At 62.5% G+C, this 12625-nt stretch carries 11 protein-coding genes; 7 read left to right on the top strand and 4 right to left on the bottom strand.

Translation table 11 applies throughout. The annotated features are described in order from the left end of the window. Positions 1 to 3 precede the first annotated feature (3 nt). Together HU719_RS04795 and HU719_RS04790 are read left to right on the top strand one after the other, a co-directional pair. Positions 4 to 879, top strand: coding sequence for an urea transporter (locus HU719_RS04795; protein WP_186523332.1), 876 nt, complete (start codon positions 4 to 6; stop codon positions 877 to 879). A 44-nt stretch (positions 880 to 923) separates the two neighbouring features. Continuing rightward, positions 924 to 1754: an ion transporter gene (locus tag HU719_RS04790; protein WP_186536148.1), complete on the top strand. Its 831-nt coding sequence runs from the start codon at positions 924 to 926 to the stop codon at positions 1752 to 1754. Here the strand turns inward: HU719_RS04790 and HU719_RS04785 are convergent. Next, positions 1742 to 2521, bottom strand: a complete 780-nt coding sequence (locus tag HU719_RS04785) for an RHS repeat-associated core domain-containing protein (protein WP_186536150.1) — start codon at positions 2519 to 2521, stop codon at positions 1742 to 1744. The two genes, HU719_RS04790 and HU719_RS04785, sit on opposite strands and share 13 nt — an antisense overlap. 180 nt (positions 2522 to 2701) lie before the next feature. On the opposite strand from HU719_RS04785, the gene HU719_RS04780 reads away from it, so the two are divergent. Beyond that, positions 2702 to 3700 (top strand): sulfate ABC transporter substrate-binding protein, encoded by a 999-nt coding sequence (locus HU719_RS04780; RefSeq protein WP_186523328.1) that lies wholly within the window; start codon positions 2702 to 2704, stop codon positions 3698 to 3700. A 348-nt stretch (positions 3701 to 4048) separates the two neighbouring features. Beyond that, on the top strand, positions 4049 to 6070 hold the full coding sequence (locus HU719_RS04775) for a mechanosensitive ion channel domain-containing protein (RefSeq protein ID WP_186523609.1): 2022 nt from the start codon (positions 4049 to 4051) through the stop codon (positions 6068 to 6070). 377 nt (positions 6071 to 6447) lie between these two features. On the opposite strand, the gene HU719_RS04770 is transcribed toward HU719_RS04775, so the two are convergent. Further along, on the bottom strand, positions 6448 to 7374 hold the full coding sequence (locus HU719_RS04770) for a class I SAM-dependent methyltransferase (protein ID WP_186521988.1): 927 nt from the start codon (positions 7372 to 7374) through the stop codon (positions 6448 to 6450). 89 nt (positions 7375 to 7463) lie between these two features. Then, the gene (locus HU719_RS04765; RefSeq protein ID WP_186521987.1) at positions 7464 to 8360 is read right to left on the bottom strand and encodes a DMT family transporter; all 897 of its coding nucleotides are present in this window, start codon (positions 8358 to 8360) and stop codon (positions 7464 to 7466) included. A 131-nt stretch (positions 8361 to 8491) separates the two neighbouring features. Between HU719_RS04765 and HU719_RS04760 the strand changes: the two genes are divergently transcribed. The 3 genes from HU719_RS04760 to HU719_RS04750 all read left to right on the top strand — a co-directional run bounded on the left by HU719_RS04760 (position 8492) and on the right by HU719_RS04750 (position 11670). Beyond that, on the top strand, positions 8492 to 8929 hold the full coding sequence (locus HU719_RS04760; RefSeq protein ID WP_186521985.1) for an Lrp/AsnC family transcriptional regulator: 438 nt from the start codon (positions 8492 to 8494) through the stop codon (positions 8927 to 8929). Positions 8930 to 9389: 460 nt separating this feature from the next. Further along, positions 9390 to 10925 carry an NCS1 family nucleobase:cation symporter-1 gene (locus HU719_RS04755; RefSeq protein ID WP_186521983.1) on the top strand — a complete coding sequence of 512 codons (1536 nt, stop codon included), beginning with the start codon at positions 9390 to 9392 and terminating at the stop codon, positions 10923 to 10925. A 16-nt stretch (positions 10926 to 10941) separates the two neighbouring features. Continuing rightward, positions 10942 to 11670 (top strand): aspartate/glutamate racemase family protein, encoded by a 729-nt coding sequence (locus HU719_RS04750; RefSeq protein ID WP_186521982.1) that lies wholly within the window; start codon positions 10942 to 10944, stop codon positions 11668 to 11670. 172 nt (positions 11671 to 11842) lie between these two features. Here the strand turns inward: HU719_RS04750 and HU719_RS04745 are convergent, their stop codons facing one another. Further along, positions 11843 to 12502: a histidine phosphatase family protein gene (locus HU719_RS04745; protein ID WP_186521981.1), complete on the bottom strand. Its 660-nt coding sequence runs from the start codon at positions 12500 to 12502 to the stop codon at positions 11843 to 11845. Between the last annotated feature and the right edge of the window lie 123 nt (positions 12503 to 12625).

Below are 12625 nucleotides of genomic sequence, written 5' to 3'. Positions count from 1 at the left end.
CCCATGTACACCAAAAACTTCGTCAACCCGTGCCCCGACTGGGCCACGGCTTTGCTCAACGGCTTCAGCCAGGTGCTGCTGCTGCGCAACCCCTTGTGCGGCCTGTGCTGCCTGCTGGCCATCTTGCTGACAGCCCCGGCGCTGGTCGGCGGCGCCCTGCTGGGTGCGCTGGCCGGGCTGCTCACCGCCCAGCGGCGCGGCTATGACCGCGCCGACCGCCAGGCCGGCCTGTACTGCTACAACGGCGTGCTGGTCGGCATCCTGATCAGCGCGGTGCTGCCCTGGTCAGCCATCCTGCCGCCCCTGATCATCGCAGCCGGGGGGCTTTCGAGCATGCTCACCCACCAGTGGCGCAAGCGCGGCGGCAAACTGCTGGTGGCCTATACCGCACCGTTCGTGCTGCTAGGCTGGGCCACACTGCTGCTGGCTGAGCCTTCGGCTGTGGTGCATGTCGAGGCTGCCCCCCTGGATGCCGTGCTGCGTGGCGTGGGGCAGATCTTCTTGCTCGACAAGCCGATGGCGGGCTTGTTGATCATTGTCGGCATGTACTTCGCCAACCCCTATGCCGCCACTTGGGCGGTGATCGGCTCGATGCTCGGGGGCGGCGCGGCGCTGCTGGCCGGTGAAGGCCAAGCGGTATGGATGGGCCTGTACGGGTTCAATGCAGCGCTGGCGGCTTTGGCGTTCAGCCGGCAAGGGGAACGGCCTTGGGTGACGTTGTTGGCTGTTGGCCTGGCATTGCTGCTGCAACCCTTGTTCAACCTGATGCCGGTGGCAGGCTTGACGGCACCCTTTGTGGTGGCGTGCTGGTTGATGCATGTTCGCGACCACCTGACCCAAGCCCAGCAAAAGCGTAATGCAACCGGCTTGCACAGCTGAAACCCAAGCCCTAGGCTCTGCCCATCGCAAAACGGACAAAGCCTATGAACACCCCCGAGAGCCTGCGCCAGCGGCTCTATGTCATCGTATTCCAAACCGACACCATCGCCGGCCGGCGTTTCGACAAAGCCCTGCTGCTGATCATCCTGGCCAGCCTGGTCACGGTGATCCTCGATAGCATCGATGACGTGCACCAGAGCTACGCACGGCTGCTGGCGATGATCGAGTGGGGTTTCACCGCGATCTTTCTGGCTGAATACCTGACCCGCCTGTACTGCTCGCCCAAGCCGCTGCGCTATGCGTTCAGTTTCTACGGGCTGGTGGATTTACTGGCCATTGTGCCGGGCATCATCGCGCTGTATTACAGCGACGCCCAATACCTGCTGATCATCCGCGTGATCCGCATGCTGCGGATTTTCCGTGTGCTCAAACTCAGCCCTTACCTCAAACAGGCCCACTACCTGCTGGCGGCATTGCAGGGCAGCAAGCAGAAGATCATCGTGTTTCTGGTCAGCGTCTCGACCCTGGTGACGGTGTTCGGCACCTTGATGTATGTCGTCGAAGGGCCGGAGCATGGATTTACCAGCATCCCCAAGGGCATCTACTGGGCCATCGTCACCCTCACCACAGTGGGCTTTGGCGACATCGTGCCGAAGACGCCGCTGGGGCAGGTGCTGTCCTCACTGGTGATGATTACCGGTTATTCGATCATTGCCGTGCCTACCGGCATTTTCACCGCCGAACTTGCCAATGCCATGCGCGGCGAGCAGTTGCAGCATGATTGCCCGGTGTGCGCCAAGAAGAGCCATGAGCATGGGGCGGCGTTTTGTTCGCGGTGTGGCAATGCTTTGTTTGAGAGACGTCAGCGGGTTTGAGCACGCGTGCCCCGACCTCTGCGGATGACGTTGCGTCCAAGACGTGCGAGGTCGGTATGTATGATTGTTTTGACGCTCTGCGCAGAGTAACCCAGTGCCGTCAACATGGTTGAATTGACCCCTTGAAGCTCACCCAAGGCAACGCGCAACACAGACACCTGGGCACCACTAACCTCTAGCTCGTCCTGGAGGCGGGCAATTACCTGCCCGTTCGCATTTAGCTGATCATCTTGTTTAGCAATCACGTTACGCTGATCAGCTATTTGCTGGTCTTTGTAGTTATTATCAGCGGCCAGTTGTCTGCTCAAGCGCAACGATTCATCGGCTTCAGCGTCCCGATGCATCCGCTTACCAATTTCAGCTTTTCGTTGGTGTTGGCCGGTCCGCTTCATGACACCTATACGTTTAAGCATCCCAGTCCAGCTAAAACCGTGACCGGTTGGGTCGGCCCTGTTTACCGGGTCGCCCTCGCAGTATCCGTACGCATTGAATCCGCCTTCAGCGAAAGGGCTCGAGCCATCAGCACTGAGGAAGCGCATCAGCACTGGGCTATACAGCCGATAGCCGTTGCCCAGCAGGTATCCTGAAGCCAAACCGGCGAGCCATTCGCCGTTGAAGCCGGCAGAAGGACCCGCATCTGCCTGGTGGTAACCATATGCACAGTGGGCGCGCTCGTGCAGTAAAGTCGCAGCCTGCGCGGCCAAAACCGACCCCGCCCTGTCAGTAGACAGCAGCCAAAATGATTGTCCTGATTGCGGCATACCCATCACCCAGCCCTCTTAACTCATTCTCATTGCACGCCCCCAAAGCTCGCCGCGCAACTGGCAAAAATGTCAGGCCTACCGCGCCGCGCATAAGCAAAGACCCATTTGATCTTTAATTGCCCAACCGCCACCCGCTATAGTCGCAGGCACTCTGCCACCTCCTTTCAATAACAAGGACGCCACGTGAAAAAACTCTTCAGCGCCTCGCTGCTCGCCGCAGGCCTGGCCTTGGGCAACCTGGCCCAGGCCGCCCCGACCCTGCTTAACGTTTCCTACGACGTGATGCGCGACTTCTACAAGGACTACAACCCGGCCTTCCAGAAGCACTGGGAGGCCGAGCACAAGGAAAAGGTCAACGTGCAGATGTCGTTCGGCGGTTCGAGCAAGCAGGCCCGGGCGGTCATCGACGGGCTGCCGGCGGATGTCATCACCATGAACATGGCCACCGACATCAATGCCCTGGCCGACAACGGCAAGCTGGTGCCAGACAATTGGGTAACCCGCCTGTCGAACAACAGCGCGCCGTTCACCTCGGCCACGGTGTTCATCGTGCGCAAGGGCAACCCCAAGGCGCTGAAGGACTGGCCAGACCTGCTCAAGGACGGCGTGCAGGTGATCGTACCCAACCCCAAGACTTCGGGTAATGGCCGCTACACCTACCTCTCGGCGTGGGGCTATGTGCTCAAGCAGGGCGGTGACGAGAGCAAGGCGCGCGATTTCGTCGGCAAGCTGTTCAAGCAGGCGCCGGTGCTCGATACCGGTGGCCGCGCCGCCACGACCACCTTCATGACCAACCAGATTGGCGATGTGCTGGTGACCTTCGAGAACGAAGCAGAAATGATCGCCCGCGAGTTTGGCCGTGATCAGTTCGAAGTGGTGTACCCGAGCGTGTCGGCCGAAGCTGAACCGCCTGTGAGCGTCGTCGACAAGGTAGTGGCGAAAAAAGGTACCCAGGCGGTGGCCGAGGAATACCTGAAGTACCTGTGGTCGCCGGCGGCTCAGGAGATCGCTGCGCAGAACTACCTGCGCCCCCGTGACGCCACAGTGCTTGCCAAGTACACCGACCGTTTCCCCAAGGTGGACTTCCTGTCGGTAGAAAAAACCTTCGGTGACTGGCGTACCGTGCAGAAGACCCACTTCAACGATGGTGGCGTGTTCGACCAGATCTACAGCGGGCAGTAACCGCTTCAGGCAGTTCGCGGCAAGCCTGCACTGGCCAGACATATCTCCTTGTGGCGAGCGGGCTTGTCCCGCGTTGGGCTGCGCAGCAGCCCTGAGGATTACCCTTGGGTTTTCAGGGCTGCTGCGCAGCCCAACGCGGGACAAGCCCGCTCGCCACAACTAACTATCGTTTCCCGCAGGATTGGGGCCAACCAGCAATGTTGCGGTTGGGCACCACCTCTGTGGGAGCAGGCGCAAGCCTGCGATGAGGTCGGTGCAGATGGCCCACACCCCATCGAACTTTCCCCCACCTGCACCAATCAGTTCCTTGAGTAACCCCTGCCCCTCACCGGCTTAAGGAGTACTCCAGTGCTGCGCGTTCTCTTCACCCTGCTGCTCGGCTGCCTGCTGAGCACCCACTTGCTTGCCGCCGACCCAGCCCCCGCCGAAGAGCAACCGGCAGAACCCGCCCCGGTGCTGCAAGGCGGCCTGCTCGGTGCACTGGCCGATGGCCTGGACAGCGCCGCCACGGACCTGGACCTGGACGCCCACCTGATGGACGCCTGGCGCCTGCGCGCCGACCGCGCCGCCAACGAGATGGAGCGCCTGGTCGATCGCCATTCCGGACACGATACCTGGTACCTGGCAGGTGATTTTCTGTTGCTGACGGTGACCTGGGCCGCCAGCTTCGCCCTGCTCACCTGCCTGGGCCGCGTGCTTTGGCGGCGCAGTATCGGCACCGCGATGTTGCGCCAGCGCCAGCGCGCCCAAGGCCTGCTCGGCTACCTGCTGCCCTATACGCTGCCGGCCCTCGCAAGCCTGCCGCTGACTCTCTACGCCAGCCGTTTTCTCGACCCCTCGATTGCCCGCGCCCTCGGCTTGAGCCTGGCGTATGCCACCAGCAGCGGCCTGTTCTCGACCTCGATCATCCTGTGCCTGATCACCCTGTTCGATGCGGGCCACAAACGCCGCGCAGTGGCCGCGATCCGCCGCCTGGCACCCCGCCCGCTCTTCATGATCGGCTTTCTGGCAGCCTGGAGCGATGCCCTGACCAGCCCACAGATCGCCAGGCAGCTGGGCGGCAATATCACCGCCAGCGTGGCGGTGTTCACCGGCCTTGCGGCTACCGCGATTTTCGCAACCTTGGTGCTGCGCCTGCGCCGGCCCGTGGCGCACCTGATCCGCAACCGCTCGCTCAAGGACCGCCTGCAACACCGCGCCGTACAGGAAACCCTGCGGATTTTCTCGGCGCTGTGGTACCTGCCGATCCTGCTGATGATTCTGGTCTCGGCGGTGCACCTGATCGGCGCGGGTGAAGAAAGCCAGAAGGCCCTGCAAAATGCCCTTTTGACCACTGTGCTGCTGGTGGCGGGGGTATTTGCCAGCACCGTGTTGCAGCACCTGCTGGCGCCACGCCAAACCGACGCCAATACGCGCGTGCGCCCCTACAAGGAACTGCTGCGCTCACTGGCCCATGCGCTGCTGCGCATCAGCATGGCCGTGGCGTTTATCGAACTGCTCGGGCGCATCTGGGGCTTTTCGGTGTTCGATTTTGCCCTGCGCAATGCGCTGGGTCGGGCGATCAGCGACTCGCTGTCGAGCATCGGCCTGATCCTGCTGGTCACCTGGCTACTGTGGGTGGTGCTCGACACCGCCATCCAGGAAGCGCTCAAACCAGCGGTCGGGCGCAGCAAAGCCCGCCAGCCGAGCACCCGGGTGCGTACCATCCTGCCCATGCTGCGCAACGCCGTTAAGGTGATTCTGGTGGTGATCTGCACCATCACCACCATGGCCAACCTCGGCATCAACGTCGCACCGTTGCTGGCCGGCGCCGGGGTGATCGGCCTGGCCATCGGCTTCGGTTCGCAGCAACTGGTGCAGGATGTGATCACCGGGTTGTTCATCCTGATCGAAGACACCATCTCCATCGGCGACTGGGTGGTGCTCGACTCAGGCCACGCCGGCACTGTCGAGAGCCTGACCATCCGTACCCTGCGCCTGCGCGACGGCAAGGGCTTCGTGCATTCGGTGCCGTTCGGGCAGATCAAGGCGGTCACCAACCAGTCGCGGCAGTTCGCCTATGCGTTCTTCTCGGTGCAGTTCACCTATGACAGTGACGTCGATACCTCGCTTGGGCTGATCCACGAGGTGGGCCAATCGATCAGCGAAGACCCGCTGCTGCGCATCAACCTGCAAGGGCCGTTGCAAGTGTTCGGGGTGGACCGCATGGACCTCAACGGGTTTGTCCTGACCGCGCAGTTCCGCACCATATCGGGTGGGCAGTATGCGGTCAGCCGTGCCTTCAACGAGCGCCTGAAAAAACGCGTGGACCAGACCGCCAATGTCAGCTTTGCCCAGGTGTACCCGCTACCGCTGCAAGTGCCAGCCTGATGACCCGAGGGGGATTTGTGCAACCTGTACCGGCCTCATCGCAGGCTCGCGCCAGCTCCCACGCAGGCCGTGCTCAACCGCAACATGGCTGGTTGGACCCAATCCTGTGGGAAATGATAGAGCGTCGTGGCGAGCGGGCTTGTCCCGCGTTGGGCTGCGCAGCAGCCCCTGGGGTTTTCAGGGCTGCTGCGCAGCCCAACGCGGGACAAGCCCGCTCGCCACAAAGGAGCTTGCCACAAGGAGATATGTCTGCCGGGAACAGGTTTGTACAAAACCATAGAATCTCCCACAGGATCTGGGCAAGGCCTCAATATTGCGACTTTGCGCGATCTCTGTGGGAGCTGGCGACAGCCTGCGATACGGCCGCCCAGGCGGGCTCAAACCGCCCGAAACACCAGGGCCTTCAGCCCACCCTGCGGGTCCGCATCAGGAAACTCCGGCGGGTTTGCCAAACGCTCGACAAACCCCAACCCTGGCGCATGTTCAGCCATGCCATCGATGAGGAACTGCGGCCCGATACCCGGATCATTGACACACGCCAGCACCGTGCCACCTTCGCTCAACAGCTCCGGCAGGCGACGCAAGATCTTGCCGTAATCCTGGGTCAGCACGAAGCTCCCCCGCTGGAAGGTCGGCGGGTCGATGATGATCAGGTCGTAGGGCCCGTACTTGCGCACCTTGCCCCAGGACTTGAACAGCTCATGGCCCAGGTACGCCACCCGCGACGCATCGTGGCCGTTCAGCCGATGATTGTCGCGCCCACGCGATAACGCCGACTTGGCCATATCCAGGTTGACCACCTGCTCGGCACCGCCGGCAATGGCCGCCACGGAAAACCCGCAGGTGTAGGCGAACAAGTTGAGCACACGCTTGCCCGCCGCCTGTTCACGCACCCAGCGACGGCCGTAGCGCATGTCGAGGAACAAGCCGGTGTTCTGCCGCACGCCCAGGTCGAGCAGGTAAGTCAGGCCGTCTTCGATCACTTCGCGCTGCTGACACGGCTCGCCGACCAACCACTGCCCAGGGCTGTCAGGCAGGTAACGGTGCTGGATGATGATCGCCTGGCCGCACCATTGCGGGCGCCCGGCCAGGGTGCGCAGCATGCTTTCAAGCTCGGCCTGCTGCGGCGGTGCCAGTTCGCGGAACAGCGCCACCGACAGCACGCCCTGCAGCCAGTCGACGGTGATCTGCTCAAGCCCGGGCCAGCAACGGCCGCGGCCGTGGAACAGGCGGCGGGTCTCTTCAGGGGCGGGGTCGAGGGCTGCGAGCAGGTGCTGCTCGAGGGTCTGAATCGGCGAAGTCATGGCAGGTCGCAAGCTGGGAAAACCGCCATTCTACCTGTGTAGGAGCGGCCTTGCGCCGCGAAGGGCCGCAAAGCGGCCCCATCATCCCCTCAATGCCCGGCCACCACCCGCCGCGACCTGAACCACCAGCCCTGCTGCATCCCTGCCGCCGCCAACAAAATCAGCCCAACCCCCAGCCATTGCAGCGGCGCCAGCCGATGCCCAAAGGCAACCCAATCAACCAGAATGGCCGCAATCGGGTAGATAAATGACAGCGCCCCGGTCAACGCCGTGGGTAAACGCTGAATCGCGCCATACAACAGCACGTACATCAAGCCCGTATGCACAATGCCCAAGGTCAGCAGGCTGCCGAGCGCCCCCGGCTCGCTCGGCAACCCGCTCGGGCGCACCCACAGCGCCAGCAACAGCACCCCGGTGCTCACCTGGATCAGCGCAATCAAATGCGGTGGCGTGCCGCTCAAGCGCTTGATGATCAGCGCGGCGATGGCGTACAGCAGCGCCGCCCCCAACGCCATGGCAATGCCGACCAGGTACTCACCCCCGCTACCCTGCGCGGTGCCATGGGCGCTGACAATCGCCAGCATGCCGGCGAAGGCCACGCTAAGCCACGTCAGCTTGGCCACGGTCAGCTTCTCACCCAGAAACAACGCCGCCAGCCCCACCAGCATGAACGGCTGCACGTTGTACACCGCCGTGCCGATAGCGATGGAGGCGCGCGAATACGAGGCGAACAGCAGCAACCAGTTACCGACAATGGCCACACCGCTGGCGATGGCCAGTAACAACGCGGTACGGCTTATTACCCCCGGTTTCAAATAACCCAATAGCGCGCAGACCACCAGCAAGGTGGCCGCGCCGAACACGCAGCGCCAGAACACCACCTCGGTTACTGCAAGCCCCGATGCCAGCACGAACCAGCCAATGGTCCCGGAAATCAGCATGGCGGCAATCATTTCCAGCGAACCGCGGCGTAGCGAATTGTCCATCTCACACCTCCGTAGACGATGGGCACAGTATGCGCAGCCGCTAACGGCACTCTCCAGCGGATAACCAAGGCGTATTACAGGTTCTGCCTTTACTATCAAGGCAAACCCCTGCCATCACCTTCGAGGCAACCATGACCGACGATATCGACCAATTGCTGATCAACGCCCTGATGGAAGACTCGCGTCGCTCGCTCAAAGCGTTGGCGCAAATCAGCGGATTGTCTGCACCCAGTGTCAGCGAGCGCCTGCGCCGCCTTGAAGAGCGCGGCGTACTGCGCGGGTACACCGTGGACATCGATCCGCGCTGCTTTGGTTACCAGTTGCAGGCCATCGTGCGTATCCGTCCTTTGCCTGGGCAGTTGCAAGAGGTGGAGCGGCAGATCATTGCCATCCCCGAGTTCACCGAATGCGACAAGGTTACCGGTGAGGACTGTTTTATCGCCCGCCTGCACGTGCGCTCGATGGAGCAGTTGGACACCTTGCTGGACCGGCTCAATACGTTGGCCGAAACCAATACCGCAATCATCAAGAAAAGCCCGGTCAAGCGCAGGCTGCCGCCAATGGCCTGAGCCTGTGCCGAGCGCAAACTTGCGCCGGCCAAATCTTGTACACAGAAATGTCACCTTAGGTGCCATTTTTGTGTGCACTCACAAAAGGTAACGCCCCATTAAGTTACACGGGATTTATGGCCAAATCTGACCGACCACTCAGTTAACTGAACTAGACAAAAATAAAACCTGTTTTATCGGTCAGATAATAAACATTGATATTCATAGACTTATATTAATAAAAACGGATAACCAACTCAGCAACCCTAACAACTTGCACTCACGCTGGCACGGAACTGGCTTTTGTGTGTTCATGTTTTGTATACACGTTGAGCAAAACATAAATACACAATAACTCGCAGCGTCGCCCTGAAACGACCGCTGCGCCCAGAACCCAGTGATGCCAACGCCTGCACCGACGAGATGGCGAGCCCGTGCGCCAGCGCCCGCTCATCGCAGTCACGCATCAGGAGCCGCCGGAATGAGTAGCAGCGTCGACCTTGCCCCTGAACTTTCCGTTGCCAGCACCCACCCCGCCAGTACTACGCTGGAGGGCCAACCCGCGCCGCTCGAACTGAGCCCGCGCCTGCACAACCGCGACCTGGCACCGACCAAGAGCGAAGGCCGCCGTTGGGGCGGCTACAGCATCTTCGCGTTGTGGACCAACGATGTGCACAACATCGCCAACTACTCCTTCGCCATGGGCCTGTTCGCCTTGGGCCTGGGCGGCTGGCAGATCCTGCTGTCGCTGGCCATCGGCGCGGCGCTGGTGTACTTCTTCATGAACCTGTCCGGCTACATGGGGCACAAAACCGGCGTACCCTTCCCGGTTATCAGCCGCATCGCCTTCGGTATCCACGGCGCGCAGATTCCGGCACTGATCCGCGCGATCATCGCCATCGCCTGGTTCGGCATCCAGACCTACCTGGCGTCGGTGGTGTTGCGCGTGCTGCTGACCGCCATGTGGCCGCAGGTCGCAGCCTATGACCACGACAGCATCCTTGGGCTCTCAAGCCTGGGCTGGGTGTGCTTCGTGTCGATCTGGCTGGTGCAACTGGTGATTCTTGCCTATGGCATGGAAATGGTGCGCCGCTACGAAGGCTTCGCGGGGCCGGTGATTCTGCTCACCGTCGCAAGCCTTGCGGTGTTCATGTACTTCAAGGCCGATGCACGCATCGCCTGGTCGGTGGCCGAGCCGCTGACGGGCTACGAGATGTGGCGCAACATCTTTGCCGGCGGCGCACTGTGGCTGGCCATCTACGGCACCCTGGTGCTGAACTTCTGCGACTTCGCACGCAGCTCGCCCTGCCGCAAGACCATCCGCGTCGGCAATTTCTGGGGCCTGCCGGTAAACATCCTGGTATTCGCGGCCATTACCGTGGTGCTGTGCGGCGCGCAGTTCCAGATCAACGGCCAGATCATCGACAGCCCGACGCAGATCGTCGCCAGCATCCCTAATACCGCGTTCCTGGTACTCGGCTGCCTGGCCTTCCTGATCGTCACCGTGGCGGTGAACATCATGGCCAACTTCGTCGCCCCTGCGTTCGTGCTCAGCAACCTGGCGCCACGCCACCTCAACTTCCGCCGCGCCGGCTTGATCAGCGCCACCCTGGCGGTACTGATCCTGCCATGGAACCTCTACAACAGCCCGCTGGTGATCGTGTACTTCCTGTCCGGCCTGGGTGCCCTGCTTGGCCCTCTGTACGGCGTGATCATGGCTGACTACTGGCTGCTGCGTAAGGGCTGCATCAACGTGCCGGAGCTGTACAGCGAGAACCCGGCCGGCGCCTACCACTACAGCCGCGGCATCAACCTGCGCGCCGTCGCCGCCTTCTTGCCGGCCGCACTGCTGGCCATCGTGCTGGCGCTGGTGCCGCACTTCCACAGCGTCGCGCCGTTCTCGTGGCTGATCGGTGCCGGCATTGCCGCCGCCGTCTACCTGCTGATTGCCCCGCGCAACCGCCATTACCTCGATGTGAGCGGCGAATGCATCGCCGTCGACCACAGCAGCCATTGATTTGCGGAGCTTTGCCATGCGTATTCTGATCGTCAACGTCAACACTACCGAAGCCATTACCGAGGCCATCGCCGAGCAGGCACGCCGTGTCGCAGCGCCGGGCACCGAGATCGTCGGCCTGACGCCGTGGTTCGGTGCCGAATCGGTGGAGGGTAATTTCGAGAGTTATCTTGCAGCCATCGCGGTCATGGACCGCGTGCTGTCCTACGACCAGCCGTACGACGCGGTGATCCAGGCCGGCTACGGCGAGCACGGGCGTGAGGGCTTGCAAGAGCTGCTCGATGTACCGGTGGTGGACATCACCGATGCCGCTGCCAGCACCGCGATGTACCTGGGCCACGCCTATTCGGTGGTGACTACCCTGGACCGCACCGTGCCGCTGATCGAGGACCGCCTCAAGCTTTCCGGCCTGTACGATCGCTGTGCTTCGGTGCGCGCCAGTGGCCTTGCGGTGCTGGAGCTTGAGGCTGACCCGCAGCGTGCGGTACAGGCCATCGTCGAGCAGGCCGAGCGCGCCGTGCGCGATGACAAGGCGGAGGTGATCTGCCTGGGCTGCGGCGGCATGGCCGGGCTTGACGAGGAGATCCGCCAGCGCACCGGCGTGCCGGTGGTCGACGGCGTGAGCGCGGCGGTGACCATTGCCGAGTCGCTGGTGCGGCTGGGGTTGAGCACCTCGAAGGTGCGCACCTACGCAACGCCCAGAGCCAAGAAAGTCGTGGGTTGGCCGATGCGCCTGGGGCGCTGAGGCCTCCAGCCAAACCCAAAACGACGCGGTCACCTGTAGGAGCGGCCTTGTGCCGCGAAAGGGCTGCGCAGCGGCCCCGGCGATTTGGCTTGCGGCCAGGATTCGGGGCTGCTGCGCAGCCCTTTCGCGACACAAGGCCGCTCCTACCAGGTAACCGCGTGAAGCCTGAGCCTCACGTCGGGCAGGCTTTCGATCCGCCATCGAGCTGCTGGCGCACATTGCGGCTGAGCAGCGTGGCCTTGCCGTCGTGCCAGGTCAAGGTGAGCACATACAAGGTATCGAAGTCATCGCCGCTCCAGTCTTCGGTGATCACCCGCTCCTCCCCCAGCGCCTTGCCCGCCACCGTATTGATCAGCTCTGGCAGGTAACCGTGGGACCAGGCGGTGTAAACCGTTGCATTACGATACTTGTTGCTGAGCAGCTCATCGGCCAGTGCGTCAGTGTCGTTGGCGCTGTAGTCGATGTTCACCGGCAGGCCCAGGCGAATTGCGCTGGGGGTGATGGTCATCAGCGGGCGAATGTAGCTGTAGCGCAGGTCCTGGCTACCTTCTTCGACATGCCGCGACGGGTTGGCGGCGAACACATAGTCGGCATCGCCGAAGCGCTCGGGCAGTACGGTCGCCAGGTCCAGCGCACGGTTCAGGCCCTGGCAGTTGAGCTGGCCCAGGCCTTCACCGGGTTTTTCGGCGTGGCGCAGAAACACCAGGGTCTGCGTGCCATCGACTGGTTGCGCCCGGCTCTCGACCACGACCAGTGCCGGTGGTATGGCGGCGCAGGCGAGGGCCAGACCAAGCAGCAGGTGGCGGCGGCGCAGGAAAGTCGGCAACTTCATGGGGCAGGCTCTTGTGGCAAACGGTTCTGAGTCCCCGCCACCACGCCCTGCCGCCAACGGCAAAGCCCTCCTTGAGTGAATCGCCGTCCCTGGCAGCGAGTGAGGGTCAGAGTCCTCCCGGCG

It is taken from the genome of Pseudomonas farsensis, assembly GCF_014268805.2.
In the GTDB taxonomy this organism is placed as follows: domain Bacteria; phylum Pseudomonadota; class Gammaproteobacteria; order Pseudomonadales; family Pseudomonadaceae; genus Aquipseudomonas; species Aquipseudomonas farsensis.
This window is presented reverse-complemented; position numbering and strand designations above follow the sequence as displayed.

Excerpts from the sequence above, each read along its gene's own strand:
- HU719_RS04795 (WP_186523332.1), top strand. The coding sequence starts at position 4 with ATGTACACCAAAAACTTCGTCAACCCGTGCCCCGACTGGGCCACGGCT.
- HU719_RS04790 (WP_186536148.1), top strand. The coding sequence starts at position 924 with ATGAACACCCCCGAGAGCCTGCGCCAGCGGCTCTATGTCATCGTATTC.
- HU719_RS04785 (WP_186536150.1), bottom strand. The coding sequence starts at position 2,521 with ATGGGTATGCCGCAATCAGGACAATCATTTTGGCTGCTGTCTACTGAC.
- HU719_RS04770 (WP_186521988.1), bottom strand. The coding sequence starts at position 7,374 with ATGACTTCGCCGATTCAGACCCTCGAGCAGCACCTGCTCGCAGCCCTC.
- HU719_RS04765 (WP_186521987.1), bottom strand. The coding sequence starts at position 8,360 with ATGGACAATTCGCTACGCCGCGGTTCGCTGGAAATGATTGCCGCCATG.
- HU719_RS04760 (WP_186521985.1), top strand. The coding sequence starts at position 8,492 with ATGACCGACGATATCGACCAATTGCTGATCAACGCCCTGATGGAAGAC.
- HU719_RS04755 (WP_186521983.1), top strand. The coding sequence starts at position 9,390 with ATGAGTAGCAGCGTCGACCTTGCCCCTGAACTTTCCGTTGCCAGCACC.
- HU719_RS04750 (WP_186521982.1), top strand. The coding sequence starts at position 10,942 with ATGCGTATTCTGATCGTCAACGTCAACACTACCGAAGCCATTACCGAG.
- HU719_RS04745 (WP_186521981.1), bottom strand. The coding sequence starts at position 12,502 with ATGAAGTTGCCGACTTTCCTGCGCCGCCGCCACCTGCTGCTTGGTCTG.